Annotated in this window: 21 protein-coding genes; 6 read left to right on the forward strand and 15 right to left on the reverse strand. The window is 71.7% G+C overall.

Going from position 1 to position 26,383, the window contains the following annotated elements; genetic code table 11:
- Positions 1 to 98: 98 nt before the first annotated feature.
- The 3 genes from AB0A90_RS32975 to AB0A90_RS32985 form a co-directional block, all read right to left on the reverse strand.
- Positions 99 to 491 carry an SCO5389 family protein gene (locus AB0A90_RS32975; protein ID WP_179783419.1) on the reverse strand — a complete coding sequence of 131 codons (393 nt, stop codon included), beginning with the start codon at positions 489 to 491 and terminating at the stop codon, positions 99 to 101.
- Positions 492 to 619: 128 nt separating this feature from the next.
- Positions 620 to 1,111: an SsrA-binding protein SmpB gene (gene smpB, locus AB0A90_RS32980; RefSeq protein ID WP_088948483.1), complete on the reverse strand. Its 492-nt coding sequence runs from the start codon at positions 1,109 to 1,111 to the stop codon at positions 620 to 622.
- Positions 1,112 to 1,136: 25 nt separating this feature from the next.
- On the reverse strand, positions 1,137 to 3,374 hold the full coding sequence (locus tag AB0A90_RS32985; protein WP_357255599.1) for a hypothetical protein: 2,238 nt from the start codon (positions 3,372 to 3,374) through the stop codon (positions 1,137 to 1,139).
- A 151-nt stretch (positions 3,375 to 3,525) separates the two neighbouring features.
- On the opposite strand from AB0A90_RS32985, the gene AB0A90_RS32990 reads away from it, so the two are divergent.
- The 3 genes from AB0A90_RS32990 to AB0A90_RS33000 all read left to right on the forward strand — a co-directional run bounded on the left by AB0A90_RS32990 (position 3,526) and on the right by AB0A90_RS33000 (position 8,709).
- The gene (locus tag AB0A90_RS32990; protein WP_357255601.1) at positions 3,526 to 5,184 is read left to right on the forward strand and encodes an FAD-dependent oxidoreductase; all 1,659 of its coding nucleotides are present in this window, start codon (positions 3,526 to 3,528) and stop codon (positions 5,182 to 5,184) included.
- 43 nt (positions 5,185 to 5,227) lie between these two features.
- Positions 5,228 to 6,685: an ATP-binding protein gene (locus tag AB0A90_RS32995; RefSeq protein ID WP_357255603.1), complete on the forward strand. Its 1,458-nt coding sequence runs from the start codon at positions 5,228 to 5,230 to the stop codon at positions 6,683 to 6,685.
- Positions 6,686 to 6,762: 77 nt separating this feature from the next.
- Positions 6,763 to 8,709 carry an ABC transporter ATP-binding protein gene (locus AB0A90_RS33000; RefSeq protein ID WP_357255693.1) on the forward strand — a complete coding sequence of 649 codons (1,947 nt, stop codon included), beginning with the start codon at positions 6,763 to 6,765 and terminating at the stop codon, positions 8,707 to 8,709.
- A gap of 132 nt (positions 8,710 to 8,841) precedes the next feature.
- Here the strand turns inward: AB0A90_RS33000 and AB0A90_RS33005 are convergent, their stop codons facing one another.
- The 8 genes from AB0A90_RS33005 to AB0A90_RS33040 all read right to left on the reverse strand — a co-directional run bounded on the left by AB0A90_RS33005 (position 8,842) and on the right by AB0A90_RS33040 (position 16,608).
- Positions 8,842 to 10,413, reverse strand: a complete 1,572-nt coding sequence (locus tag AB0A90_RS33005; RefSeq protein WP_357255605.1) for a nucleotidyl transferase AbiEii/AbiGii toxin family protein — start codon at positions 10,411 to 10,413, stop codon at positions 8,842 to 8,844.
- A gap of 22 nt (positions 10,414 to 10,435) precedes the next feature.
- Entirely contained in the window at positions 10,436 to 11,245 is an 810-nt protein-coding gene (locus tag AB0A90_RS33010) for an SAM-dependent methyltransferase (RefSeq protein WP_357255607.1), read from the reverse strand.
- Between the two features lie 194 nt (positions 11,246 to 11,439).
- Positions 11,440 to 11,949 (reverse strand): NUDIX domain-containing protein, encoded by a 510-nt coding sequence (locus AB0A90_RS33015; protein WP_357255609.1) that lies wholly within the window; start codon positions 11,947 to 11,949, stop codon positions 11,440 to 11,442.
- A gap of 60 nt (positions 11,950 to 12,009) precedes the next feature.
- Entirely contained in the window at positions 12,010 to 12,651 is a 642-nt protein-coding gene (locus tag AB0A90_RS33020; RefSeq protein WP_357255611.1) for an SRPBCC family protein, read from the reverse strand.
- Entirely contained in the window at positions 12,651 to 13,016 is a 366-nt protein-coding gene (locus tag AB0A90_RS33025; RefSeq protein WP_357255614.1) for a metalloregulator ArsR/SmtB family transcription factor, read from the reverse strand. Before AB0A90_RS33025 ends, AB0A90_RS33020 begins: the two co-directional genes overlap by 1 nt.
- A gap of 27 nt (positions 13,017 to 13,043) precedes the next feature.
- A complete protein-coding gene (locus tag AB0A90_RS33030) occupies positions 13,044 to 15,134 on the reverse strand; it encodes a xanthine dehydrogenase family protein molybdopterin-binding subunit (protein ID WP_357255616.1) in 2,091 nt (696 codons plus the stop codon).
- Positions 15,131 to 16,114 carry a xanthine dehydrogenase family protein subunit M gene (locus AB0A90_RS33035; RefSeq protein ID WP_357255618.1) on the reverse strand — a complete coding sequence of 328 codons (984 nt, stop codon included), beginning with the start codon at positions 16,112 to 16,114 and terminating at the stop codon, positions 15,131 to 15,133. The genes AB0A90_RS33030 and AB0A90_RS33035 overlap by 4 nt, the downstream gene beginning before the upstream one ends.
- A complete protein-coding gene (locus AB0A90_RS33040) occupies positions 16,111 to 16,608 on the reverse strand; it encodes a 2Fe-2S iron-sulfur cluster-binding protein (RefSeq protein ID WP_357255694.1) in 498 nt (165 codons plus the stop codon). The genes AB0A90_RS33035 and AB0A90_RS33040 overlap by 4 nt, the downstream gene beginning before the upstream one ends.
- Before the next feature lie 111 nt (positions 16,609 to 16,719).
- Between AB0A90_RS33040 and AB0A90_RS33045 the strand changes: the two genes are divergently transcribed.
- On the forward strand, positions 16,720 to 17,316 hold the full coding sequence (locus AB0A90_RS33045) for a nucleotidyltransferase family protein (protein ID WP_357255619.1): 597 nt from the start codon (positions 16,720 to 16,722) through the stop codon (positions 17,314 to 17,316).
- 82 nt (positions 17,317 to 17,398) lie between these two features.
- Here the strand turns inward: AB0A90_RS33045 and AB0A90_RS33050 are convergent, their stop codons facing one another.
- The 4 genes from AB0A90_RS33050 to AB0A90_RS33065 form a co-directional block, all read right to left on the reverse strand.
- Positions 17,399 to 18,775 carry a GH1 family beta-glucosidase gene (locus AB0A90_RS33050; RefSeq protein WP_357255621.1) on the reverse strand — a complete coding sequence of 459 codons (1,377 nt, stop codon included), beginning with the start codon at positions 18,773 to 18,775 and terminating at the stop codon, positions 17,399 to 17,401.
- 29 nt (positions 18,776 to 18,804) lie between these two features.
- Positions 18,805 to 19,644 (reverse strand): carbohydrate ABC transporter permease, encoded by an 840-nt coding sequence (locus AB0A90_RS33055; RefSeq protein WP_357255623.1) that lies wholly within the window; start codon positions 19,642 to 19,644, stop codon positions 18,805 to 18,807.
- Positions 19,637 to 20,629: a sugar ABC transporter permease gene (locus tag AB0A90_RS33060; RefSeq protein WP_357255625.1), complete on the reverse strand. Its 993-nt coding sequence runs from the start codon at positions 20,627 to 20,629 to the stop codon at positions 19,637 to 19,639. Before AB0A90_RS33060 ends, AB0A90_RS33055 begins: the two co-directional genes overlap by 8 nt.
- 70 nt (positions 20,630 to 20,699) lie before the next feature.
- Positions 20,700 to 21,998 carry a sugar ABC transporter substrate-binding protein gene (locus AB0A90_RS33065; protein WP_357255627.1) on the reverse strand — a complete coding sequence of 433 codons (1,299 nt, stop codon included), beginning with the start codon at positions 21,996 to 21,998 and terminating at the stop codon, positions 20,700 to 20,702.
- A 237-nt stretch (positions 21,999 to 22,235) separates the two neighbouring features.
- Between AB0A90_RS33065 and AB0A90_RS33070 the strand changes: the two genes are divergently transcribed.
- Positions 22,236 to 23,435, forward strand: coding sequence for an ROK family transcriptional regulator (locus tag AB0A90_RS33070; protein ID WP_357255628.1), 1,200 nt, complete (start codon positions 22,236 to 22,238; stop codon positions 23,433 to 23,435).
- 311 nt (positions 23,436 to 23,746) lie between these two features.
- Positions 23,747 to 26,383 (forward strand): discoidin domain-containing protein, encoded by a 2,637-nt coding sequence (locus AB0A90_RS33075; RefSeq protein ID WP_357255630.1) that lies wholly within the window; start codon positions 23,747 to 23,749, stop codon positions 26,381 to 26,383.

The following is a 26,383-nucleotide window of genomic DNA, read 5'->3' on the forward strand; positions in this document are numbered from 1 at the left end:
GCGGGGCGCGCGGGGCGCGGGGCGCGGGGCGGCGCGTCGGGCGGCAGGGTCCCCGGGGGCGGGCGGGCCGCGGGGTCCGCCCGCCCCGAGGGGGATCCTCAGCAGTTGCGGAGTTCGGGGGACTGGTTGAGCAGTTGGCCACGGGTCGACACGAAGCGGCGGTAGCGTTCCCCGTCGACGGCGGACGGGCGGAACGCGGCGACGCGGTGGCAGTTCTGGAATGCCAGGCGTACGCCGAAGTGCCGTTCCAGGCCGGCGCGGATCGCGTCGCTGGCCAGGGCCCGGAGCAGTTGCCCCCGGTCGGCGTCGGTGGGCGGCGGGACGACGTTGTCGGCCAGGTCGTCGTCTCCGGCTTCGAGTTCGGCGACCACCCGGCTCACGGTGGCCCAGGCGTACGGGAGTGAGTCGCGGACGCAGGCGATGAAGGCCTCGTCGTCGATCGGGCCTCGTTCGGCGGCGTCGAGCAGGGCGGGCGGGACGGTGAGCGACATGGTTCTCCTCCGCATCGAGTAACGATTACCGTTTTCATTAACGGCGTCGACTGAGCAGACCACGTCGATGAAGGGACGTCAACGACCCCGCGGGCGCGCCGCGAACAGAAACCGGAAGTGGCAGCAGATCAGGGCCGGCGGGGGTGGCCCTTGAGGTGTCGTCCCAGCTCGCGGGCGATCTCGCGGTTCGCGTCGCGCTCGGCGAGCGTCTGCCGCTTGTCGTAGGAGCGCTTGCCCTTGGCCAGCGCCAGCTCGACCTTGGCATAGCCGTTCTCGAAGTACATCGACAGCGGGACCATGGTCACCCCGCCCTCGCGGACCTTGTCCAGGATCCGGTCGATCTCGGCCCGGTGCAGCAGCAGCTTGCGGTTGCGGCGCGGGGCGTGGTTGGTCCACGTGCCGTAGGTGTACTCGGCGATGTGCAGGCCGTACAGCACGATCTCACCGTCGCGCTCGTGCGCGAACGCGTCCACCAGCGAGGCCCGCCCCTCGCGCAGCGACTTCACCTCGGTCCCGACCAGCACGATGCCCGCCTCGTACGTGCGCAGCACGGTGTACTCGTGCCGGGCCTTCTTGTTCGAGGCGATCAACCGGCGTTCGGGCTGCTTGGACGGGCTCACCCCGCGACGATATCCGGCCGCCGTCTCAGCCGGTCGTCCGGCGTTCGGGGAGCAGTCGCCCGGTCAGCTCCCGTACCGCCTCGGCGAACTCGTCCTGCGACTCGCACGGCCAGTGCCCGAGGATCGGCGGGGGAACGCTGTCGCTGGGCGCCGGCACCACATCCTGCGGGTCGACCAACCGGCGGTCCACCATCGCCGCCGGACCGGTCAGCGTCTCGGCCGTCCCGGGTCGGTGGGCGGCGAAGATCCAACCACCGATCGGGTCGGTGTCGCGCCACAGGTTGATCCAGCGCCAGCCGACCCGCTCGCCGATCTCCCGCAGCGCCGGCTCGTCGGCGTAGGCCGGGAACAGCCGCGAGTACAACCGACCCAGTGGCGATCCGTAGGTCAGCAGCGCGACCCGGTCGGTGATCCGGGTGGGCAGTTGCAGCACCGTCGCGGCGAGCAGCACCGAGCCGTGGCTGTGCCCGGCCAGCAGCACGCCCTGCCCCTGTTCCACCAGGTAGGTGATCCGCTTGGCCAACTCGGGCACGGCCCGCTCGGCGTAGCAGGGCGGCGCGAACGGGTGCGCCGCCCGGGGCCAGAACGTGCCCAGGTCCCAGAGCACACCGACGTAGCGACGGAACTGCGCCGTCCGGTACGCGAAGATGCCGCCCACCACCAGGCCGAGCAGGATCAGGGCGATCGCGTAGCTGCCCGACCCGATCAGGAAGTTGACCATGCTTTCGGGCACCCCGACGTAGCGCTGCGCCAGCTCACCCGGCAGGAGCTGGAGCAGGCCGAGCACGCTGGTGGACAGGCCGAGCGCCGCCAGCCCGGCGTACACCACGGAGAGCGGTTCCAGCCGCTCGGTGAACCGGGCCCGGGCGATCGCCCGCTCGACCCGCCGCACCCGGTCCGCCGCCGCCGGAGGAGCGTGCGGGAAGTCGGCGGTCACGATCGCCCGGGCTACCCGCCGCCGCCCGCGCCGGGTCAGCCTGGTGACCAGGGCGGCCACCAGCAGAGCGGTCAGCACCGCCAGGAAAAACCCGAAGATCGCCCACTTGTACGCCAGGGGCGGGCTGGTCTCCAGCCCGTCCGCGGTCGTGCCCTCGCGATCGAGCACGTCCGCCACGCGGTAGACCAGCTCGGCGGAGAACGCCACGGCGAGACCGGCCGCGATCGTGACGAAGACCGGCGCTCCCAACGCGCGCAGCGGCCCCCCGCGCTGCCCGCCGCCCCGCCGCCAGATCACCAGCGCGGCGAGGATGGTTATCAGCATCATCTGGCTGACGAACAGCCAGGCCACGATCGCTCCGTAGCCGGGCAGTGCGCCGCCCCGCGGCCACGGGGCCGGGCTGATGACGACGTGCACGATCACCAGCATCGTCACGCCGCAGGCGATCGTGCGCAGCCCGCGGAAGAGGGCGTCCACCCGGGGCGCCGGGTCGGTCCGGTCGATGCTCGGCACCACCGTGAGCAGGACCAGGCAGGCCAGCAGCACCGCCCCGGTGGCCGCCAGCAGGAGCACCATCACCCACGAGCGGTGTTGGCTGGCGCGGGCGGCCAGCAGGCTGCCGTCGAGGGTGGCGAATCCCGCCGCGACGTGGACCGAGCGCAGCCGACCCACGAGTGGCTCGCCGTCCCACTGGCCGACCGCGCTCAACCGGTGTTTCGAGGTCGGGGTCGACGGGCTGCGGAACGCGTCGAACGAGTGGCCCGGGCGGGCGCCGAGCCACCAGACCAACCCGAGGGCGGCGACCGGCACCAACGCCAGCACACCCAGGCGGAGCCCGGGCGGGCGTCCGCCGAGCCAGGACAGCCAGCTCCGCCCGGCCAGGCACGACGGGGTGTCCATGCAGCGCCAGGCGACCAGGTCCAACGCCACCCCGACGATGGAGAGCACGTAGAGCATGGTGAGGGTGAGGGCGAGCACCCGGCACAGCGCCATGAAACCCAACTTCGACGCGGTGTTCGCCGGGCGCATCCACAGCGCCACGTTGCAGAGCATGAAGGGCAACAGGAACACCAGCGACAGCGTCCGCACGGCCGTGCCGGACGGCAGGTCACTCCACCGGTACGCCTCCAGCGTCACCCCGTCCGTCCCGGTCGAGTCCGGGTAGCCGGGGCGCGGTCGGTAGAACCCGCCGCTGCGGTCCCCGGCGACCTGGTGCACGTACGGCCGGCCCAGCACCTGATCCGCCCCCGCGCCGGAGACACCGTGCACCCGCAGTTCCACGATCCCGCCCGACGTGGTCGGTCCGGTCGGCGACACGTCCGCCATGGGCCCCCCGAGGTGTGCGCGGCAGCCGGGCGGGTCGTCGACGTACGACCACCTACGCGGCTCCCCGGCTTACCCATCCCGAACCCGGTCAACCATCCGCCGAGCCCGGGCCGTGGTGCGGCCGACCGTCAACAGGTGATTTCATGGCGCCATGGCGAATCCGGTGATCCTGACCGTCGACGACGACCCCGTGGTGTCCCGCGCGGTGGCCCGGGACATCCGCCGCCGCTACGGCGACCGCTACCGGGTGCTGCGGGCGTCCTCCGGACCGGAGGCGCTGGACGCGCTGCGGGAGGTCAAGCTGCGCGGCGAGCAGGTGGCGCTGCTCCTGGCCGACCACCGGATGCCGGAGATGACCGGCGTGGAGTTCCTGGAAGCGGCGATGGACATCTTCCCGGCTGCCCGCCGGGTGCTGCTCACCGCCTACGCGGACACCGATGCCGCGATCGAGGCGATCAACGTGGTGGACCTGGACCACTACCTACTCAAGCCCTGGCATCCGCCGGAGGAGAAGCTGTACCCGGTGGTCGACGGGCTGCTGGAGGCATGGTCGGTCACCCCGGACGCGGTGAGCGCCGAGATCCGGGTCGTAGGGCACCGCTGGTCGGCGCCGTCGTTCAAGGTCCGTGACTTCCTGGCCCGCAACCTGGTGCCGTACCGGTGGATGCTCTCCGACGACCCGGAGGGCGCCCGCCTGCTCGACGCGGCCGGGGCCACCGAGGCGGACGTGCCGCTGGTGGTGACGGCCGACGGTAAGGCGTTGATCGCCCCGAACGAGGCCGAGTTGGCCGCGTTGGCAGGGCTCACCGTGGTGCCCGCGTCGGACTTCTACGACCTGGTGGTGATCGGTGGCGGCCCGGCCGGCCTCGGTTCCGCTGTCTACGGCGCGTCGGAGGGGCTGCGCACCGTGCTCGTCGAGCGGCGGGCGACCGGCGGGCAGGCCGGGCAGAGCAGCCGGATCGAGAACTACCTGGGTTTCCCCGACGGCGTCTCGGGCGCGCAGTTGACCGATCGGGCCCGGCGGCAGGCGGTCAAGTTCGGCGCCGAGTTGCTCAGTGCCCGGGAGGTGGTCGGTCTGAGTGAGGCCGGCGGCGCCCGGCTGTTGCGCTTCGGCGACGGCTCCGAGATCGCGGCGCACACCGTGGTGCTGGCCACCGGCGTGTCGTACCGGGTGCTGGACGCTCCCGGGCTGGCCGACCTCACCGGTCGGGGGGTGTTCTACGGTGCGGCCGCCACCGAGGCGCCGAGCTGCGTCGAGCAGGACGTCTACATCGTCGGCGGGGCCAACTCCGCCGGCCAGGCTGCGGTGCACTTCTCCCGGTACGCGTCGAGGGTGCACCTGCTGATCCGGGGCGCGGACCTGACCGCCTCGATGTCGCGTTACCTGATCGACCAGTTGGAGCGGATCGACCGGATCACCGTGCACCCGCACACGGCCGTGGTCGGCGGTGCGGGTGAGGACCACCTGCAACGGCTCACCCTCTGCGACACCCGTACCGGGGAGGCCCGCTCGGTCGACACCTCCTGGCTGTTCATCTTCATCGGCGCGGAGCCCCGTACCGACTGGTTGGACGGGGTGGTGGTCCGGGACGGACGCGGCTTCATCGTCACCGGCCCGGACCTGTTGGCCGGGGGACGCCGGCCGGCCGGCTGGTCGCTGTCGCGCGACCCGTACCACCTGGAGACCAGCGTTCCGGGGGTGTTCGCGGCCGGGGACGTGCGAGCCGAGTCGGTCAAGCGGGTCGCCTCGGCCGTCGGCGAGGGCGCGATGGCCGTCTCGCTCGTGCACCGCTATTTGGAAGCCCAATGAGCCGGTTCAGCGAGGCCCCGCAGTCGCGAACGAAGGAGATCCAGTGACCACCGCGTCTGATCGGCTGACACCCGCGCAGTTGCGTACCCTGTTCCTGTTCGAGTCCCTCGACGAGGGGCAGCTCGACTGGCTGGCCGAACGCGGCCGGGTCGAGCAGCGCGCCGGCGGCACCCTCGTGTACGCCGAGGGGGAGCCCGGGACCTGCTTCTTCGTGCTGGTGCGCGGCGCGGTGGCGCTGAGCCGCCAGGTGCGCGGCGACGACATCGAGGTCAGCCGCACCGACCAGCGCGGCGTGTACGGCGGGGCGGTCCAGGCGTACCTGGGTGACCAGGTCGACCAGATCTACCGCAACACCATGCGGGCGCTTGTCGACTCGGACTTCTTCGTGCTGCCGGCGGAGGACTTCGCGCACGCCCTGCGGTCCTGGTTCCCGATGCCGATGCACCTGTTGGAGGGGTTGTTCCTCGGCCTGCGGAACAGCCAGACCATCGTCGGCGAGCGGGAGCGACTGCTGGCCCTCGGCTCGCTGTCGGCGGGGCTGACCCACGAGCTGAACAATCCGGCCGCGGCGGCGGTGCGGGCCACCTCGGTGCTGCGGGACCGGGTCGCCGGGATGCGGCACAAGCTCGCCATGGTCGCCGATGGTCGGCTCGACGGCACCGCCCTGCACGGCCTTGTCGCGTTGCAGGAGGAGGCTGTCGCTCGGGTGGCCACCGCGCCGAAGTTGACCCCGATGGCCACCGCCGATGCCGAGGACACCCTCACCGACTGGCTGGAGGAGCACGGCGTCGGCGGCGCCTGGGACCTGGCACCGATCCTGGTAGGAGGCGGGCTCGACGCGGCCTGGTTGGCGCAGGTCAAGGCCGCTGTCGGCGCGGCGGACCTGGAGGCGGCGGTGCGCTGGCTCACCTACACGGTCGACACCGAGCTGCTGATGCGGGAGATCGGCGACGCGGTCACCCGGATCTCCGGTCTGGTGGACGCCGCCAAGCAGTATTCGCAGCTGGACCGCGCGCCGCACCGGGTGGTGGACGTGCACGACCTGCTCGACGCCACGCTCGTGATGTTCAAGGGGAAGATCCCCGCCGAGGTGAAGCTGGTCCGCGAGTACGACCGCAGCATCCCGCCGGTCCCGGCGTACGCGGCCGAGCTGAACCAGGTGTGGACCAACCTGATCGACAACGCGTTGGGCGCGATGGGGGAGAAGGGGGTGCTGACCGTCCACACCGGCCGCGTCGGTGACCAGTTGGCGGTCGAGGTCACCGACACCGGCCCGGGTATCCCGCCCGAGGTGCGTCCACGCATCTTCGAACCGTTCTTCACCACCAAGCCGGTCGGCGCGGGCACCGGCCTGGGGCTGGACATCTCGTACCGGATCGTGGTGCACAAGCACCACGGTGACATCCGGGTGGAGACCGAGCCGGGACGGACCACGTTCCGGGTGCTGCTGCCGATCACGGAGGGCGCACCGGAGGTGCCCGGCGACGCGCCGGCTACCTAGAGACAGCGGGCGGTAGCGGGCAGTAGTCTCGGGCGGCGTTTCGTGATCCCGCCCCCGAGGAGGGTCCCGTGGAGTCGATGGCACGCCAGCGCACCACCGTGGAGAACGACCAGCCGGATGATCCACCGGACACGATGTTGCCGGAGCTGGAGGATCGTGAGTGGCTGCACCACGCACAGGAGTTCGCGCACACCAGCTTCTGGGCGGTGGCCCGCCGGCTGCCCCGGTTGGTCCGGGCGGCGGTCGGCCTGGCCTGGTCCACCAACCGCCGGGACACGGTCGCCTCCATCGGCCTGAACATCGCCGCCGGGGTGATGACCACGTTCGGCCTGCTCGCGACGACAAGCGTGCTGCGCGAGTTGTTCGCCGTCGGTCCCACCCCGGACCGGGTCCGCTCGGCCCTGCCGGCGCTGATCGTGGCCGCGGCGGCGGTGTCGGCGCGCGGCGGCCTGACCATCGCGGCGGGTTGGGCGCAGGCCCGGCTGATCCCGCAGATCAACTATCAGGTGGAGCTGCGGCTGTTCGAGGCCACCACGGCGGTGGACCTCGCCGCGTTCGACGACGCCGGCTTCGCCGAGGAGATGGACCGGGCGCGCGACCGGGGGATGGCGGAGGCCGCGTACATCGTCGACCACACCGTCAACCTGGTCACCGGCGTGGTGGGGATGCTCGCCACCGCCGTCGCGGTGACCGTCATCCAACCGCTGCTGCTGCCCTGCCTGCTGCTGGCCGCGGTGCCCCAGGCGGTCACCGCGGTGCGGATGGCCCGCCGGGAGTACCTGGCGATGCTGGCCCGGATCACCAGGCGACGCCGGATGTGGATGCTGGCCCACCTGATGGCCAACCGGCACACCGCCGCCGAGGTACGCGCGTACCAGATGCGCGACTTCCTGCTCGCCGAGTATCGCGGGGTGATGGCGGTCGAGACCCGCGCCGAGCTGCGGCTGGTCCGCTCCCAGACCGGCACCCGGGTCATCGGTGCCACGGTGGCGGGGCTGGCCACCTTCGGCGTGTACGCGGTCCTCGGCGGCCTGCTGCTCAGTGGGATGGTGGCCCTCGCCGCCGCGGCCACCGCCCTGCTCGCGTTGCAGTCCGCGCGGACCAGCCTGGGCGTGGCCGTCGTCGCCACCAACTCGCTGTACGAGGACGCCCTCTACTACCAGGACTACCAGGACTTCCTGGCCCGCGCCCACGCCCGGGTGCCGATCGGCGGCAACCGGGTGACCGACGGTGTCGACGTGATCGAGGTGGACGACGTGAGCCTGCGCTACCCGGACACCGACGCCCCGGCGGTGGACCGGGTCAGCCTGACCGTCCGCCGGGGCGAGGTGATCGCGCTTGTCGGCGAGAACGGCTCCGGCAAGACCACCCTGGCCAAACTGATCGCGGGCCTCTATCAGCCGACCGGCGGGGTGATCCGTTGGGACGGCGTCGACGCGGCGGAGTTGGACCCGCGCGCCCTGGGCGCCGAGGTGGCCGTGATGACCCAGGAGTGGTGGAAGTTCCCGTTCACCGCCGGGCAGAACATCCGCGTCGGCCGGCACGACCGCCCACCGGACCGGTCCGGCCCGAGTGTGCAGGAGGCGGCTCGTGCGGCCGCCGCGCACGACATGATCGTCGGCCTGCCGCGCGGCTACGACACGCTGCTCGACCGGGAGTTCAAGGACGGTCACGAGCTGTCCGGTGGGCAGTGGCAGCGGCTCGTCGCGGCTCGCGGCCTCTACCGCGACGCCGCCCTGCTGATCTGTGACGAACCCTCCGCCGCCCTGGACGCGCGTGCCGAACACGCCCTGTTCCAGCACCTGCGCCGCCGCCCCGACCGGGCGGTCGTGCTGATCACCCACCGGCTGGCAAACGTCCGGCACGCCGACCGGATCTTCGTGCTGGAACGGGGTCGACTCGTCCAGCACGGCAGCCACGACGAACTGATGACCGCCGGCGGCCTCTACCGTGAGCTGTTCGACCTGCAGGCCAGCGGCTACCTGACCGGCACCGACGAACGCCGCCCCGCCGACACCCGCTGACCAGATCGCGCCGAGCCCAGCCGAGGAGGCTGCCGCGGACCGACGCGGCGGCCAGGGCCCGGTGTCAAAGTCCCTGGCCGGCCTGCGACGGCCCCAGACGGCTCGGCTGCACCGAGGACTTTGACACAGGCCCTATGCCCAGGCGCGGTCGAGGGCCAGCGCGAGCCGCTGTGTCCACTGCTCGACGGTGCCCTCGATACCCGGGTACTCGTCGGTGAAGTTGGCCCAGTCGACGCCCCAGGTCAGCACGGTCTCGGCGTCGAAGCGGTCGGCTTCGACGGCGAGGTCCGGTCGCATGAGCCGGCGGACCAGGTCCAGGTCGACGGTTGTGGTTTCGGCGAGGAGAACTGCGTCGTAGAGATCCTTGCCCTGCGGATACGAGTCGGTGGCCAGCCACAGCAGCTTCCACGCCAGCGCCAGCGCGGCGGGTGCGGCCAGCATCGGCTCCGCGACACCCGGCAGCATGACCGTTTCCGGTGGGAGGGGGAGCTGTTCGCCGAAGACGATGTCGATCTGTACGTGGCCGTCCGGCGCCCCGGCCGTGCTGAACGGGACGACGAGGCGGCGGCCGTCGGCCCGGTCGTACGTCCAGATGACGGCCTCGCTGATCCGGTCCGGTTGCAGGCCGGCATCCGGGGTGGCCCGGACGGCGGCCTTGACGGCGTCGAGTAGCGCACGGGCGTCGGCACTGTCGCTGGTGATCGTGTGTGGGACGACGACGAAGTCGAGGTCGCCCGGCTCGCGGGCGCCGTCACCGACCTGGGCCGGCAGGAGGACACTCCCGCGCAGCACCAGATGGCGGCTCTCGGGGATCGCCGCGATGACCGCCAGGATCTGTCGCATCGCGGCGCGCCGGGCGGTGGTCCACCGCTCACCGGTGGCGGCCACGAGGAAGTCGGGCTCACCAGCCCGGTACGCGTTCGAATACTGCCTGAGCGCCGGATCGAACGCCGCCCGCTGGCGGACGGGTACGTCGGCGGGCAGTGGTCGGTAGGTCGGCGGAAAGCCCGGCATGCCCTCCGGTGCGGACCTCACGGTGTTCTCGCGCGTCGCCTGCCACTCGTTCACGCGGCCTTCGGGCACGTCCATCCAGCGGTCGTCGTGTGCCGGGTTGCCGTCGAACACGACGTACTCCTGCTCGACGGCGACGGGCTCATGCCCGGCGGCGGCCAGGGCCGCGACGAGGTCGTCCAGGCGCTGCTTGGCGGTGGTGAGCCCGACGCCGTGGCAGCGCTGGTTGACGAACCGTTCCTGCACACCGTCAGCGCGTTCCCGGCGGGCGTTGCGGGACAGCCGCGCCCCGTGCGGCACGACCAGATCGGTCAGCGCCAGTACCTGCGCCACCGCCGGGCCGGTCAGCAGCAGCTTGAGGTGATGCTCGAAGTACCGGCCCTTCGGCTCCGTCGCCGCCTGCTCGTCCGACTGCGGCACGCCGACGCACCACGGTGCCGCTTCGATCTTCGTGCGGCGCACCTGCATACCGGCGGCCCGCACCTCGCGTTCCCAGCGCAGCGCCGCGGCCCGCTGCTCGGCCAGCGTGCCTCGCCCGGTCAGGGTGAGCATCGGCTGGTAGGCGAACGTGCCCCGGTCGAGCACGATGTGCACGAACTTCATCCCGTGCCGGGCCGTGAAGGCAGACAGCAGGTTCGCCTCGTGATCTTGGACAGTGATGTGGATTTCGAAGTCCCCCGACACCTCACGCATCGACGGAGTCTATGCCGGGGCGTCAGAGCACGCGGGCGACCCCGCAGTAGCCATCGACCGGGGCCGGGGGCCTGCTGTCGGTCCGCCAGTGCCCCAGCGGCACGACGCCCGGCTCGACCAGGTCGAGGCCGTCGAAGAACGCCGTGAAGTCCGCGACCTCCCGCAGGTGGTACGGCAGAGCACCGCTTTCGTTGTACTGCCGATGCGACTCGATGACCCGCTCGCTGGTAGCCGTACCGTCGGACATCGCCAGGAAGCTGCCCGACGGTAGGGACGAGACCAGAGCGTTGACGATGGCCTGGGCCTCGGCCGGCTTCTCGACGTGACCCATGACGCCCAGCAGCATCAGCGCGATCGGCGCACCGAAGTCCAGTGTGTCGCGGGCGTCCTGGACGATCTTCTCCGGGTCGCGCAGGTCGGCGTCGACGTACTGGGTGGCACCCTCCTGGCTGCTGGTCAGCAGCATCCGGGCGTGCGCGAGAACCATCGGGTCGTTGTCGACGTAGACGACGCGCGCCTGCGGCGTGATCCGTTGGGCGACCTCGTGGGTGTTGTCGGCCGTGGGCAGGCCGGTACCGACGTCGAGGAACTGGCGGATCCCCGCCTCCGCGGCGAGATACGTCACGGCTCGTCCGAGGAACGCGCGCGAATACCGTGCCGCCTCGACGATTTCCGGGAAGACGGCCCGTACCTGTTGGCCGACCTCGCGATCCGGGGCGAAGTTGTCCTTACCGCCGAGCCAGTAGTTCCACACCCGTGCCGAGTGCGGCACCGTCGTGTCCAGCTTGGCGGCCGAACCTCCGGCCGGCTGCTCAGCGTGGTCCTGCGACATGTCCGTCTCCTCTTACCAGCCATGCGATGTCGAGGCCGCAGCCTAGCGGCGCGGCGGCGCTCGCATGATACTGCGGATCGACGGAACCCTTGATGGCGGCAACGGCCACGGTCAGAGGTCGTCGGGCCACCAGAATGGATCGAGGCTCTTTGCCGTGGCCGCGTGGGCAGGTGCCGTATCCGATGCTGGAGACGTCAGGAGGTGGCGGTCAGGAACTCGGCCAGGACCCGCGTGTGGGTGGAGAACGCCAACTCGACCGGGTCGGAGAGCACGAGCCACTCGGTGGCCTCCTCCGTCGGCGTCGACGGTGGCAGGTCCTCGGCCGCTCGCTCGGGCAGCACTCCGAAGATCATCATCGTGCCGCCGTGCGGGGCGCCGCGCACCGCGAGCAGTCGGGCGTCCTCGGCGGCCGCGACCAGGCCGGTCTCCTCCCGCAGCTCACGAACGAGGGCGTCGGACCACTCCTCGCCGTACTCGACGAAGCCGCCCGGCAGCGCGAGCAGCCCGCGGGCCGGCTCGATGTCCCGGCGGACCACCACGACACCCAGGCCGTCGGCCGTGCGGACCGGCAGCACCGCGACCGCCACGGGCAGCGGGTTGCGCCAGACGGTCTCGCCGCAGGCCGCGCAGACCCGCGGCCATCCGGCGGCCGGCGGGTAGGCGGCGCCGCAGTAGGAGCAGTGCGAGTACGGCGTGCCGGTCATCCGCAGCACGTTACCCCCCCGCCGCCGCCCACTCTGCCGCGCCGCCGCCCGCGCTCAGGCTCAGGCCTCCGGGGCGCCGGTGTAGAAGGCGGTGGTACGCGCGGCGGCGGCGTTCGCCTCGTTGGGGTCGGTGCCGGCGGCGATGCTCGCCGCACCCCACAGTCGGCTGCTCAGCTCGACGGCCCGTCGGCCCTCGGGCGAGGCGCTCCACTCGGCAGCCTGCTCCGGGGTGACCCCGCTGCCGTCGCCGGCCAGGTGGGTGGCGAGACCGAGGAACCCGAGGTCCCAGCCGACACCGACGGCGCCCGGCCCGAACTGGGCCCACCGGTCCTGGTCGACGTGCGCGATGTGGTCCAGGTCGAGGCGTGCCCGCTCGTCGTCGACCGGGGTGATCCGCACCTCGATCCAGCTCACCTCGCCGCCCATTTCCCAGGTGGCGGTGAAGCGGTGCGGCGGCTCGCAGCTCTCGACGACGCCGTGGGCGTTGCCCTGCAGCTCGTACTTGCCGTGCAGCCGCAGGTCGCCGGAGATCGGCAGGAACCAGCGGGGGATGCGCTCGGCGTTGGTGCAGGCGTCCCACAGATCCTCGGCCGTCGCCTGGTAGGTCTGGCTGATCGTGGTCACCCGAGCCTCACCGGCCTCCAGGGTGCGGCTGCCGACCGTGCGCCGCACGGCGTTGATCTGCTCGGTGGCGTCGAACATCAGGTGTTCCTCTCGTCGGGTGGGTCGGCTGCCTCGCGCAGCCGGCGCTCGCGTCGGCCCCGGGCCAGTTCGGTGGCGAGTGCCGCCAGGGGCGGGGTCCAGAACCGGCGGAAGTGCTCCAGCCAGCCGTCGACCTCACGCAGTGGCCGTGGGTCGACCGCGTACAGCCGCCGGGTGCCCTCCGGCCGCACCGTGGCGAAACCGTTGTCCCGTAACACCTTGAGGTGTTGGGACACGGCGGGCTGGGAGATGCCGAACTCGTCGCGGATCACCGCGCTGACCGCGCCGGCGGTCTGCTCGCCGGTGGCGAGCAGCTCCAGGATGCGGCGCCGGACCGGATCGCCCAGCACGTCGAAGGCGTGCACGCGACAGTTATATCAGCAGCGGCTTATTTAAGCCAAGTGTGATAACCCGATCAGCTTGTCCAGTCGGATCGGCAGGTCCCGGATCCGCACGCCGGTGGCATGGTGCACCGCGTTGGCGACCGCCGCCGCCGCGCCGACGATGCCGATCTCGCCGATGCCCTTCACCCCGGCCGGGTTCAGCTCGTCGTCGCGCTCGTCCAGCCAGTACGCCTCGATGGACTCGACGTCCGCGCAGCCGGTGATGTGATAGGTGGCCAGGTCGTGGTTGACCCAGTCGCCGTACCGCTCGTCGAGCAGGCCCTCCTCGTGCAGGGCCATCGACAGCCCCATCGTCATGCCGCCGATGAGCTGGCTGCGGGCCGTCGTCGGGTTCACCACCCGGCCGGCCGCGAACACGCCGAGCATCCGGTTCAGCCGTACCTCGCCGGTGTCCGCGTCGACCCGCACCTCGACGAACTGCGCCCCGTAGGCGTACCGGGGCAGGGCGGGCTGCCCGCCCACCTCCTCGGTGGTGTCCGCCTCGGCGGTGACCTCGCCGGTCGGCGGCCCGCCGTCGCGCAGCTTGTCGCGCAGCGCCTGCGCGGCGCGGATCACCGCCCAACTCCAACTGGCGGTGCCCATCGAGCCGCCGGCCAACGGCGCGGTCGGCAGGGCGCTGTCCCCGATGTGGATCTCCACCCGTTCCGGCGGCACCCCGAGGGCGTCGGCGGCCACCTGCCAGATCGCCGTCCGGGCGCCGGTGCCGATGTCGGTGGCGTCGATCCGGACCAGGAAGCTCCCGTCCGGTCGGGCGGTGGCCGTGGCCGACGACGGCCGGGCCCGGGCCGGGTAGCTCGACCCGGCCATCCCGGTGCCGATCAGCCAGCGCCCGTCGCGCCGGGCGCGGGGCGTCGGGTCCCGGTCGGTCCAGCCGAACCGCTGCGCACCCTCGCGCAGACAGGACACCAGGTTGCGGCTGGTGAACGGCCGCCCCTGGTCCGGGTCGACCGCGGTGTCGTTGCGGATGCGCAGCTCCACCGGGTCGACGCCGACGGCGATGGCCAGCTCGTCCATCGCCGACTCCAGGGCGTACGCGCCGGGGCACTCGCCGGGGGCGCGCATCCAGAACGGGGTCGGCACGTCGAGGCGGACCAGCCGGTGCGTGGTGCGGCGGTGCGGTGCGGCGTACATGCTGCGGGTGTAGACGGCGGTCTGCTCGGCGAACTCCCGGACGGTCGAGGTCTGGCTGATCGCGTCGTGGCAGATGGCGGTGAGTCGCCCGTCGGTGTCGGCGGCGAGGCGGACCCGCTGGATGGTGGGGGTGCGGTAGCCGACCGGCCCGAACAGTTGCTGGCGGGTCAGCGCCAGCTTCACCGGCCGGTCCACGTGCCGGGCCGCGAGGGCGGCCAGCACCACCGAGGACTTGGCGTACCCCTTGCTGCCGAAGCCGCCGCCGACGTGCTCGGCGACCACCCGGATCGACTCCGGGGGCAGCTCGAACATCTCGGCGAGGGTGGCCCGCACCGGTGACGCGCCCTGGGTGGAGTCGTGCACCAACAGCCGGCCGTCGCGCCACTGTGCCGTCGTGGCGTGCGGCTCCATCGGGTTGTTGTGGTACGCCGGCGTGCGGTACGTGGCGTCCACCCGCACCGGTGCCGCCGCGTACCCGGCGTCGAAGTCACCCTCGGCGGTGTCCGTCGGGTAGCTGGGGTTGACGTGGTCCGGCTGGTACAGGCCGGGGTGGTCGTCGGTGAGCACGGTGCTGTGCGGGCCGGCGTCGTAGTCGATGCGGACCAGCCGGGCACCCTCCCGGGCCGCCTCCAGGCTGGTGGCCACCACCACGGCGACGTACTGCCCCCGGTAGTGCACCGCCGGCTCCTGCAACAGCCACAGCTCCGGCTGCGGGCCGGGTGCCATCCGGGGCGCGTTGCCGTGGTGCACCACGGCCAGCACACCGGGCGACGCCAGCGCCTCCGTGGTGTCGATCCGGGTGATCCGGCCGCGCACCACCGCGGACGGCACCGCCCAGCCGTAGGTGATGCCGTCCACCGGGTACTCCACCGCGTACCGGGCGGTGCCGGTGACCTTCGCGCGGCACTCCAGCCGGGGGTACGCGTGGCCGACCGCGTCGGTGCTCACGACGCCGCCAGCTCGCTGAGCGCCCGCACGGTGATGGCCCGGGTCAGCGGCACCTTGAAGCCGTTGTGCCGCAACGGGCGGGCCTCGGCCAGCTCCGCGTCGGCGGCCCGCCCGGCCAGCTCCGGGCTGAACTGTCGACCCCGCAGCTCCTCCTCGGCCCGGTACGCCCGCCACGGCCGGTGCGCCACCGCCCCGTACGCCAGCCGCACGTCGCGGACCACGTCGCCGTCGAGGTCCAGCACGGCGGCCACCGACCCGGCGGCGAAGGCGAACGAGGCGCGGTCGCGCACCTTGAGGTACGTCGAGTGGCGCGCGGCCGGCAGCGGTGGCAACCGCACGGCGGTGATCAGCGCGCCCCGGGCCAGGGTGGTCTCCCGTTCCGGGTGCGTGCCGGGGGCGCGGTACAGCGCGGTGATCGGGAGGTCGCGGGGGCCGTCGGTCTCGTGCACCTGCACCACCGCGTCGAGGGCGGTCAACGCCACGGCCAGGTCGGACGGATGGGTGGCCACGCACTGTTCGGACCAGTCCAGCACCGCCAGGTCGCGGTTCTGGCCGTGCAGGGCGGCGCACCCGCTGCCCGGCTCCCGCTTGTTGCACGCCTTGCCGGTGTCCTGGAAGTAGACGCAGCGGGTGCGCTGCAACAAATTGCCGCCGGTGGTGGCCATGTTGCGCAGCTGTCCGGAGGCGGCGGCGAGCAGGGCGCGGGCCAGCACCGGGTAGTCCCGGCGGACCACGGGGTGGGCCGCGAGGTCGCTGTTGCGCACGGTCGCGCCGATCCGCAGCCCGCCGTCGGGCAACTCCTCGACGGTGTCCAGGGGGAGCCCGGTCACGTCCACCAGCACGTCGGGGCGCTGCACGCCGAGTTTCATCAGGTCCACCAGGTTGGTGCCGCCGCCGAGGTAGGCCGCGTGCGGTTCCGCGCCGAGCACGGCGACCGCGTCGGCCACGTCGACCGGCCGGTGGTAGCGGAACGCCCTCATCGCGTCGCGGCCGTCTCGCGGACGGCCGCCACGATGTGCGGGTACGCGGCGCAGCGGCACAGGTTGCCGGCCATCCGCTCGCGGATCTCCGCGTCGGTCAACTCGGCGGACGTGTTCAGGTCGTCGGTGACCGCGCTGGGCCAACCCCGGGCGACCTCGTCGAGCATGCCGCGGGCGGAGCAGAGCTGCCCGGGGGTGCAGTAGCCGCACTGGAACGCGTCGTGCGCGATGAACGCGGCCTGCAACGGGGACAGCTCGTCCGGCCCGGCCAGCCCTTCGACGGTCACCACCGACCGGCCGTCCACGGTGACCGCGAAGACCAGACAGCTCTTCACCCGCCGGCCGTCGAGCAGCACCGTGCAGGAGCCGCACTGGCCGTGGTCGCAGCCCTTCTTCGCCCCGGTCAGGTCGAGGTGCTCGCGCAGCGTGTCGAGCAGGGTGGTGCGGTTGTCCAGGGTCACCGCGCGGGTCGCGCCGTTGACCTCGACCGTCACCCGGGACGAGTGGCGCTCGTCGGTGGTCGTCGCGTTCTCTGCTCGGTCCGGCACCGGCCCAGACTAGCTTTACCGGTACAAATAAGGGCGAATAACACAGGAGGTGACCGGGTGCCGGACCCATCGGTGACCGCCGGGCTGCTGCTGGCCGCCGGCGCCGGGCGGCGGTACGGCCTCCCGAAGGCGCTTGTCGAGCTTGATGGTGAGCCGCTGGTGCGGCGCGGGGTCCGGCTGCTCGGCGACGGCGGCTGCGCACCCGTGCACGTGGTGCTCGGCGCGGGCGCCGACGAGATGCCCGCCCTGCCCGGCGCGGTGTCGGTCCGGCACGACCGCTGGTCCGAAGGGCTGGGCTCGTCGCTGCGCCGGGGCCTGGCCTCCCTGCCGGCCCACGTGCCGGCCGTGGTCGTGGTCCTCGTCGACCAGCCGCTGCTCAGCCCGGTCGCGGTCCACCGGGTCCGGGCCGCGTACGCCGACGGCGCGGTCGTCGCGGTCGCTACCTACGCCGGCCGGCCGGGGCACCCGGTGCTGCTGGGTCGGGAGACCTGGCCGCTGCTGGACTACTACGCCCTCGGCGACCGGGGTGCCCGCGACCTGCTGCGCGACCGGCCGGACCTGGTGGTCGAGGTGCCCTGTGACGACGTCGGGTCCCCGCTGGACGTGGACACCCCGGCCGACCTGCTGCGGCTGCGCACCCTCATCGACGGGTGAGCCAGCGGGCGGGTCGTCCGAACGGAGACGGGAACGGCCGCCCGGGGTCGACACCCCGGGCGGCCGTTCGCGCCGCCCCCGTTCAGGCCACCGGCGTCGCGGTGCCGGTGGTCCGGACGAGCCGTTGGTGCGCGCGGATCAGCTCGGCGTAGCGCAGGCCGCTCGCCTTCACCGTCCGACGCTGGGTGGCGTAGTCGACGTGCACCAGCCCGAAGCGCTTGTCGTAGCCGTACGCCCACTCGAAGTTGTCCAGCAGCGACCAGACGAAGTAGCCGTCCAGCGGAACCCCCCGGGCCACCGCCGACGCGCACGCGGCCAGGTGCTGCTCCAGGTGGTCGGTGCGCTCCTTGTCCTCCACCCGGCCGTCCGCGGTGACCTCGTCCGGCCAGGCGGAGCCGCTCTCGGTGACGATGATCCGGCCGGGCCGGTACTCCTCGTGCACGTCGACGAGCAGCCGTTCCAGTCCCGCCGGGTACATCTCCCAGCCCATCGCGGTCTCCACCGAGCCGGGCACCGGCACCTGCCGGGCGTACGGGGCCGGGCCGGTCGGGTCGTCGACCACCAGTTGGCGGAAGTAGTAGTTCACTCCGAGGAAGTCGGTGGGCGTGGCGATCACCGTGAGGTCGTCACCGCGTACCGGTGGCTCGACACCGTAGGTGGCGATCATGTCGGCGGGGTAGCCGCGCCCGTGGATCGGGTCCAGCCACCACCTGTTGACGTGCCCGTCGGCCCGGCGGGCCGCCGCCACGTCCTCGGGTCGGTCGGTGGCCGCCTCGATCGGGCTGAGGTTGAGCACCAGACCCACCGAGGCCGGCCGGGTGGCGTTGGCGCGGATCGCCTGGGTGGCCAGGCCGTGCCCGAGCAGCACGTGGTGTGAGGCGTGCACCGCGCGGGTGAGGTCCCGCTCGCCGGGGGCCATGGTGCCGTCCAGGTGCCCGATCCAGCACACGCACAGCGGCTCGTTGACCGTGTTCCAGTCGCCGACCCGGTCACCGAGGCGGGCGGCGACCACCGCCGCGTAGTCGGCGAACGCCTCGGCGGTCGCGCGCTCTGGCCAGCCGCCGCGATCCTGCAACGTCTGCGGCAGATCCCAGTGGTAGAGCGTGACGAACGGCCGGATCCCGTCGGTGAGCAGCGTGTCGACGAGCCGGTCGTAGAAGTCCAGCCCGGCGGGGTTGACCCGACCGACGCCGTCGGGCATCACCCGGGGCCAGGCCACCGAGAAACGGTACGCGTCCACGCCGAGCCGACGCAGCAACGCGAAGTCCTCGGGCCACCGGTGGTAGTGGTCGCAGGCCACCGCGCCGGTGTCGCCGTTCTCGACCTTGCCGGGGGTCGCCGAGAAGGTGTCCCAGATGGACGGCGCCCGGCCGTCGACGTCGACGGCCCCCTCGATCTGGTACGCCGCCGTGGCGACACCCCAGAGGAAGTCGGATGGCAGCTTGGACAGGTCGGGCACGGGACGGGTCTCCTCTGGGATTGACTGACTCACTTGACCGCGCCGGCGGTGAGCCCGGCGACGAAGTACCGCTGCAGGGCCAGGAACCCGACGACGACCGGGACGCTGACCACGAGCGAGGCGGCCATGATCTGGTTCCAGTAGACGTTGAACTGGGTGGAGTAGCCCTGTAGGCCGACGGCCAGGGTGCGGCTGCCCTCGTCGGTCATCACCGACGCGAAGAGCACCTCGCCCCAGGCGGTCATGAACGCGTACACGGTGACCGCCACGACGCCCGGCACGGCGGCCGGCAGGATGACCTGGAACAGGGTGCGCAGTGGCCCGGCGCCGTCGACCTGCGCCGCCTCGTCCAGGCCCCGGGGGATCGAGTCGAAGTAACCGACGAGCATCCAGATCGAGAACGGCAGCGAGAAGGTCAGGTACGTGATGACCAGACCGGTACGGCTGGCGTACAACTCGATGCCGGTGGCGTTGCCGAGGTTGACGTAGATGAGGAACAGCGGCAGCAGGAACAGGATGCCCGGGAACATCTGGGTGGACAGCACCGTCACCGTGAAGACGCCCCGGCCGCGGAACCGGTACCTGCTGACCGCGAACGCGGCGAAGATGGCCACCACGACCGAGCAGATCGCCGCGATGCTCGACACCACCAGGCTGTTCACCAGGTACCGGGCCAGTGGCACGGTGCTCCACATGTCGATGAACGGTTGCAGCGTGGGCCGGCTGGGCCACCAGGTGAAGCCGTTCTGCACGTCCTGCAACGGCTTCGCCGCGGAGGTCACCATCACGTAGAGCGGGATGACGACGAAGAGGGTGAGCAGGGTCAGCACGATGCGCCGGCCCCAGCGCTCACCGGCGGTCTCACGCATGGTCGTCCCTCCGACGGTTGGTGATCAGCAGGTAGGCGGCCGAGACGATCATCAGGAACAGCAGCAGCGCCACCGACATGGCCGAGCCGGAGCCGAAGTCCCAGGTCTTGAAGGAACTGCGGTAGATGTGGATGGAGATGAGGTCGGCCTGCTCGGGGGCGGAGCCGCCGAAGAGCACGAACGGGGTGTTGAAGTCGTTGAAGGTCCACAGGAACAGCACCAGCAGCAGCACCAGGTTCACCGGCCGCAGCATCGGCAGGGTGACCGAGCGCAGGCGACGCCAGAACCCGGCGCCGTCGATCGCGGCGGCCTCGTACATCTCGCCGGGCACGTTCTGCAGGCCGGCCATCAGGCAGAGGAACGCGAACGGCCAGTTGCGCCACACCGACACCACCAGCAGCGACCAGAAGCTGTTGTCGCCGATCAGCCAGAACGGCCGCTCGTTGAGCAGCCCGAGCTGGTCGACCAGCACGTGGTTGACCAGGCCGGTGTCGCGTTGCAGCAGGAAGCTCCAGGTGATCACCGCGGCGTAGACCGGCAGGGCGTACGGGGTGAGGAAGAGCGCCCGCAGGATCGCCCGCCCACGGAACGGCTTCTGCAGGACGACCGCCGCCGAGATGCCGAGCAGCCAGGCGAACCCGACCGAGAGCACGCTGTAGGCCAGGGTGATCCAGAACGAGTGCAGCAGTTCCTTGCCGGCGGCGCTGTTCAGATCCAGCGTCGCCCGGTAGTTCTCCAGTCCGACGAAGGGCGCGGTGGACCAGTTGCGAATGTGGAACTGGGTCAGCTCCAGCAGGCTCATCCAGACCCCGACCACCATCGGGATCACGTGGATGGCGAGTTCCAGCACGATGGCCGGGGCGAGCAGCAGGTACGGCAGGAGGGAGCGGCGGGGGCCGCGGGGCCGGCGGGCCGGCTCCCGGGCCGGTGACCCGGCCCGGGGTTCGCGCCGGTCGGCGTCCGGCGCGGTGGTGCTGGTTGCCATCGGGGTCCTCTCGGAGGCGGTGGCCGTGGCCAGGCTCAGCGCCTGACCACGGCCACCGGTGACGCCTGGGTCAGCGCATCTTCTGCTGCGCGTCGGTCAGCTTCGCCTTCACCGAGGCCTCGGTGACCGGCTTGCCGCTGGCCGCGTCCGCGAACAGCTCCTTCATCGCGGTGCCGACCAGGGTCTCGAAGGTGCTCTCCTCGGGCACCTGCGGCAGCGGGGCCGCCGTGGTGACCAGGGTCTCCTGGATGGTCTTCTGCTCGGTGGCGCTGAACGCCGGGTCGGAACCCGCGGTCTTCACCGCCGGCAGCGAACCGTACGTCTTGTTGAGGATCGTCTGCTCCTCGTCGCTGGTCATGAACTTCACGAAGCTCAGCGCGCCGTCCTTGTTCTTGGTGTGCTTGAAGACGGCCATGTTGATGCCGGCGACCATGCTGTTGACCTTCTTGCCGCCGGCCGGCGGGCTGGCCAGGAACGGCACCGGGGCCACCCCGTACGCGTCGGCGGGCATGTTCTGCGTCTTCAGGTTCGAGCCGGCGGACTGCCACAGCAGCATGGCGGCCTTGCCGTTGGCGAAGTCGGAGACCGACTGGTTCTGCGCGTACTCGGCGTTGCTCGGGTTGGTGATCTTGTCGGCGGCCATGAAGTCGATGTACCGCTTGATCGCCGAGACGTTCTGCGGGGTGTCGAAGGTCGGCTTGCCGGCCGAGTCGAACCACTCGCCGCCGTACTGCTGGCTGAAGGTGAACGCGTGGTGGGCGTTCTCCGACGGGTTGGCGCCCTCGATGGCCAGGCCCCACTTGCCGCCGGTGCTCAGCTTCTTGCCGTACTCGGCGAGCTGCTCCCAGGTGGTCGGCGGCGCGGTGATGCCGGCGTCGGCGAACGACTTCTTGTTGTAGTACAGGCTGTACGCCATGCTGTAGAGCGGCACGGCGGCCGGCGGCTTGCCGGGGGCGCCGGCGGCGGCGAGCGCGGCGGGCACGATCCGGTCCTTGCCGCCGACGGCCTGCAGGGTGGCGTCGTCGAACTCGACGAGCGCGCCGGTGGCCTGCAACGACGCCGACCAGGTGTTGCCGATGTTGACCACGTCCGGGCCCTTGCCCGAGGCGGCGGCGGCGAGCAGCCGGTTGAGCAGGTCCGACCAGGGGACCACCTCGACGGTGACCTTGATCCCGGTCTGCTTCTCGAACTTGTCCAGCTCGGGCTGGAGGGTCGTCTTGTCGGCCTCCAGGCTGGCGCCCTGGTTGCTGGCCCAGTAGGTAAGCGTCTTGGGCGATGCGGCGGAGTCGTCGCCGGAGCCGCCGCAGGCGGTCAGCGAGGCGGCGGCCAGTACGGCGGCGGTGAATATCCCGAGGTGTCGTCTCGACACGGGTCAGCCCTTCCGGTGCGTGGTGGGGGTCCGCCGACCTCCGTCGCCGATAGGGGTCGGGCGACGGGTGGCCGGCTGCGGGACAGGGTTCGGGGGTGCGCCGTCGGGGTCCGTCGGCGTTTCCCGGGAGTTACATCACGGCTTAATTTATGTCGTCATTAAAGTGGTTGGCCGGTGGGTCGTCAAGCACGAGGCGGTTACAGTCGCCTCGAACGACCGACGGGAACGAGGTGTCGAGTGGAGCTGGCGCGTGCCACCAACCGCAGTGTGCGGCTGCGCAACCGGTCCGCCCTGCTGACCAAGCTCTTCCTCGACGGCCCGCTCACCCGACAGGACCTGGTGCGCAGCACCGGGCTGAGCCAGCCGGCGGTCAGCAACGTGGTGGCCGACCTGATCGACGAGGGGCTGGTCGCCGAGGCCGGGGCCGCCGAGTCCGACGGTGGGCGGCCCAGCATGCTGCTGCGGATCGCGCCCCGCTTCGCGTTCCTGGTGGGCGTGGACGTCGGTGAGACCCGGGTCCGGGTGGAGCTGTTCGACTTCGCGATGACCCTGCTGGCCAGCGTCGAGTATCCGCTCGACCCGGCCCGCACCGAGCCGGACCTGGTGGCCGGGCACGTGCTGGCCGGCATCGACGCGGTGACCGGTCAGGCGCAGGTGGCCCCCGGCGACGTGCTCGGCGTCGGCATCGGCGTCTCGGGAGTCGTCGAGCAGGGCGTCGAGGCCGTCGTGCACGCCCAGGCCCTCGGCTGGGACCGGGTGCCGCTGGAACGGCTGATCAGCGCGGGCACCGACCTGCCCCTGCACATCGACAACGGCGCGAAGACCCTCGGCCAGGCCGAGATGTGGTTCGGCGCCGGCCGAGGCGCCCGGCACGCCGTCTTCGCGCTCGTCGGCTCCGGCGTGGGCGCGTCGGTGGTGACCGGCGGTGCCACCTACCGGGGCGCGTCCAGCAGCGCGGGGGAGTGGGGGCACACCACCCTGGTGTACGGCGGCCGGGCCTGCCGGTGCGGCGCGCGCGGCTGCCTGGAGGCGTACGTGGGCGCGGAGGCGATCATCGACCGCTACCGGGAGGCGCGCCGAGGTCGACAGGTGCCGGGCGAGGACGAGGAGTCCCAGCTCGCCGCGCTCGTCGCCGCCGCCGACACCTCGGTCACCGCCCGGCGGGTGCTGGACGAGACCGCCGGCTACCTCGGTGCGGGCGTGGCCAACCTGATCAACCTGTTCAACCCGGAGCGGGTGGTGCTCGGCGGCTGGGCGGCGATGGCGCTGGGCGACCTGCTGCCGGCCGTCCGCGAGGCCGCCGGTCGGCAGGCCCTGCGTCAACCGTTCGAGCAGGCGTCGATCGAGCTGTGCCGCCTCGGCGTGGACGCGGTGGCGTTGGGCGCCGCCACGCTGCCGATCGCCCGCTTCCTCACCGAGGGCGGCGTCCGCCGCTGAGCCCCACCCCCCCCTCTCCCTTGTTGATCAAGAGGTTTGCGTCAGGAATCACGCCTGGGATGACGCGAACCTCTTGATCACCGGGTGAACACGACCGGCGGCGGCTGCGGCGAATTACACAAAAAGAATCCTCGGGATAAATAACGAACTTATAGATCGATGTCTTGACGCCGCCGCAATCTCGCCGCAACACTCCTACGAGAGCGCTCTCCGACCCGCGGCGTCGCGTCGGCGGCACCACCCACGGCACCACGGGGCGAGCCCGATCCCACCCTCGCGGCATCCGTAACCCCCTATCGACAGGCGATGTCATGACATCTCGTGCAACATCCGTACGCCCGCGTCCCCGACGGGCCGTTCGACACCTGCTCGTCGGGCTCGCCGTGACCCTGGTCGCGGCGCTCACGCCCGCCGGTGCCACCACCCCCGCGCAGGCCGCGCCCACCCTGCTCTCGCAGGGCCGCCCCGCCACCGCCTCGTCCACCGAGAACGCCGGCACCCCCGCCAGCGCCGCCGTGGACGGCAACACCGGCACCCGCTGGGCCAGCGCGTTCAGCGACCCGCAGTGGCTCCAGGTCGACCTGGGTGCCCGGGCCACCATCAGCCAGGTGAACCTGCTCTGGGAGGGCGCCTACGGGCGGGCCTTCCAGCTCCAGACCTCCGACGACGGTGCCACCTGGACCACGATCTACTCGACCACCACCGGCACCGGCGGCACCCAGAACCTCACCGTCACCGGCGCCGGCCGCTACGTCCGGATGAACGGCACCGCCCGGGGCACCGCCTACGGCTACTCGCTCTGGGAGTTCCAGGTCTACGGCGAGACCGGGGGCACCACGCCCACCTGCGGCAGCACCAACGTCGCCCAGGGCAGCCCGGCGACCGCCTCGTCCACCCAGGACGCCGGCCTCGCGGCGTCCGCCGCCGTCGACGGCAACACCGGCACCCGCTGGGCCAGCACCGCCAGCGACCCGCAGTGGCTGCGCGTCGACCTGGGCAGCACCCGCACGATCTGCCGGGTGGTGCTCACCTGGGAGGCCGCGTACGCCCGGGCCTTCCAGCTCCAGACCTCGACCGACGGGTCCACGTGGACGTCGATCTACTCGACCACCACCGGCACCGGCGGCACGCAGTCCCTCACCGTCAGCGGCAGCGGCCGCTACCTGCGGATGTACGGCACCGCGCGGGGCACCGCCTACGGCTACTCGCTGTGGGAGCTGGCAGTGAACACCACCGGCGGCGGGACCAGCGAGCCCCCGGTCGACACGACCGACCCGCGCAACCCGAACCTCGGCCCGAACACGTTCGTCTTCGACCCGAGCACCCCGACGTCGACCATCCAGAGTCGACTGAACACCCTGTTCACCCAGCAGGAGACCAACCAGTTCGGCCCGCAGCGCTACGCGGTGCTGTTCAAGCCCGGCACCTACACCGCCGACGTCAACCTCGGCTTCTTCACCCAGGTCGCCGGCCTCGGCATGAGCCCGGACGACGTCAACCTCAACGGTCACGTCCGCACCGAGGCGTTCTGGTTCGGCGGCAACGCCACCCAGAACTTCTGGCGGGCCGCCGAGAACCTCTCGGTCACCCTGCCCGCCGGGCAGACCGTGGAGCGCTGGGCGGTGTCCCAGGCCGCGCCGTACCGGCGGATGCACCTGCGCGGCGCGCAGAACCAGATCCAGCTCTGGAACGGCGGCGACGGCTGGTCCAGCGGCGGCCTGATGGCCGACACCCGCGTCGACGGCCTGGTCGTCTCCGGCTCGCAGCAGCAGTGGTACTCCCGCAACAGCGAGTTCGGCAACGGCTGGACCGGCTCGGTGTGGAACATGGTCTTCCAGGGCGTCAACGGCGCTCCCGCGCCGAGCTTCCCCAACCCGTCGCACACCGTCATCGCGCAGACCCCACAGGTCCGCGAGAAGCCGTTCCTCTACGTCGACGGCACCGGCGAGTACCGGGTCTTCGTGCCGGCGCTGCGCACCAACTCGACGGGCACCAGCTGGTACAACAAGACCCCGGCCGGCTCGTCCATCTCGCTGTCGCAGTTCTTCGTCGTCCAGGCCGGCACCAGCGCCGCCACCATCAACGCGGCCCTCGCCCAGGGCAAGCACCTGCTCTTCACCCCGGGCGTGCACCACGTCACCGAGCCGATCCAGGTCAACCGGGCCGACACGGTGATCCTCGGTCTCGGCCTGGCCACCATCCAGGCCGACAACGGCAGCGTCGGGATGCGGGTGGCCGACGTCGACGGCGTCAAGGTCGCCGGCCTGATGTTCGAGGCCGGCACGACCAACTCGCCGGTACTGATGGAGGTCGGGCCGTCCGGATCGTCGGCGAACCACGCCAGCAACCCGACCTCCCTGCACGACGTGTTCTTCCGCATCGGCGGGCCACACGTCGGCAAGGCCACCAACACGTTGACCGTCAACAGCGACAACGTGATCGGTGACCACATGTGGCTGTGGCGGGCCGACCACGCCGCCAGCGGCGTACCGACCGGGTGGACGTTGAACACCGCCGACACCGGGCTCACCGTCAACGGCGACAACGTCACCATGTACGGCCTCTTCGTCGAGCACTACCAGAAGTACCAGACCATCTGGAACGGCAACGGCGGTCGGACGTACTTCTACCAGAACGAACTGCCGTACGACCCGCCCAACCAGGCGGCCTGGATGAACGGGTCGACCCGGGGCTACGCCGCGTACAAGGTCGCCGACTCGGTGACCAGCCACCAGGCGTTCGGGCTGGGCAGCTACAGCTACTTCAACGTCAACCCCGCCGTCGTGGAGGAACGGGCCTTCGAGGTGCCCACCAACCCGAACGTGCGCTTCACCAACATGGTCACCGTCTCGCTCGGTGGCGTCGGCACCATCAACCGGGTGATCAACAACGCCGGTGGCACCGCGAACGCGGCCAACCAGCAGGTGTACCTGACCACCTACCCCTGA

This window comes from Micromonospora sp. NPDC049204 (genome assembly GCF_040647935.1).
In the GTDB taxonomy this organism is placed as follows: Bacteria; Actinomycetota; Actinomycetes; order Mycobacteriales; family Micromonosporaceae; genus Micromonospora.

Coding starts and splice junctions, on each gene's coding strand:
- AB0A90_RS33015 (WP_357255609.1), bottom strand. CDS start 11,949: ATGACCGGCACGCCGTACTCGCACTGCTCCTACTGCGGCGCCGCCTAC.
- AB0A90_RS33020 (WP_357255611.1), bottom strand. CDS start 12,651: ATGTTCGACGCCACCGAGCAGATCAACGCCGTGCGGCGCACGGTCGGC.
- AB0A90_RS33075 (WP_357255630.1), top strand. CDS start 23,747: ATGACATCTCGTGCAACATCCGTACGCCCGCGTCCCCGACGGGCCGTT.
- AB0A90_RS33000 (WP_357255693.1), top strand. CDS start 6,763: ATGGCACGCCAGCGCACCACCGTGGAGAACGACCAGCCGGATGATCCA.
- AB0A90_RS32990 (WP_357255601.1), top strand. CDS start 3,526: ATGGCGAATCCGGTGATCCTGACCGTCGACGACGACCCCGTGGTGTCC.
- AB0A90_RS33055 (WP_357255623.1), bottom strand. CDS start 19,644: ATGCGTGAGACCGCCGGTGAGCGCTGGGGCCGGCGCATCGTGCTGACC.
- AB0A90_RS32975 (WP_179783419.1), bottom strand. CDS start 491: ATGTCGCTCACCGTCCCGCCCGCCCTGCTCGACGCCGCCGAACGAGGC.
- AB0A90_RS33060 (WP_357255625.1), bottom strand. CDS start 20,629: ATGGCAACCAGCACCACCGCGCCGGACGCCGACCGGCGCGAACCCCGG.
- AB0A90_RS33010 (WP_357255607.1), bottom strand. CDS start 11,245: ATGTCGCAGGACCACGCTGAGCAGCCGGCCGGAGGTTCGGCCGCCAAG.
- AB0A90_RS32985 (WP_357255599.1), bottom strand. CDS start 3,374: ATGGCGGACGTGTCGCCGACCGGACCGACCACGTCGGGCGGGATCGTG.
- AB0A90_RS33035 (WP_357255618.1), bottom strand. CDS start 16,114: ATGAGGGCGTTCCGCTACCACCGGCCGGTCGACGTGGCCGACGCGGTC.
- AB0A90_RS33005 (WP_357255605.1), bottom strand. CDS start 10,413: ATGCGTGAGGTGTCGGGGGACTTCGAAATCCACATCACTGTCCAAGAT.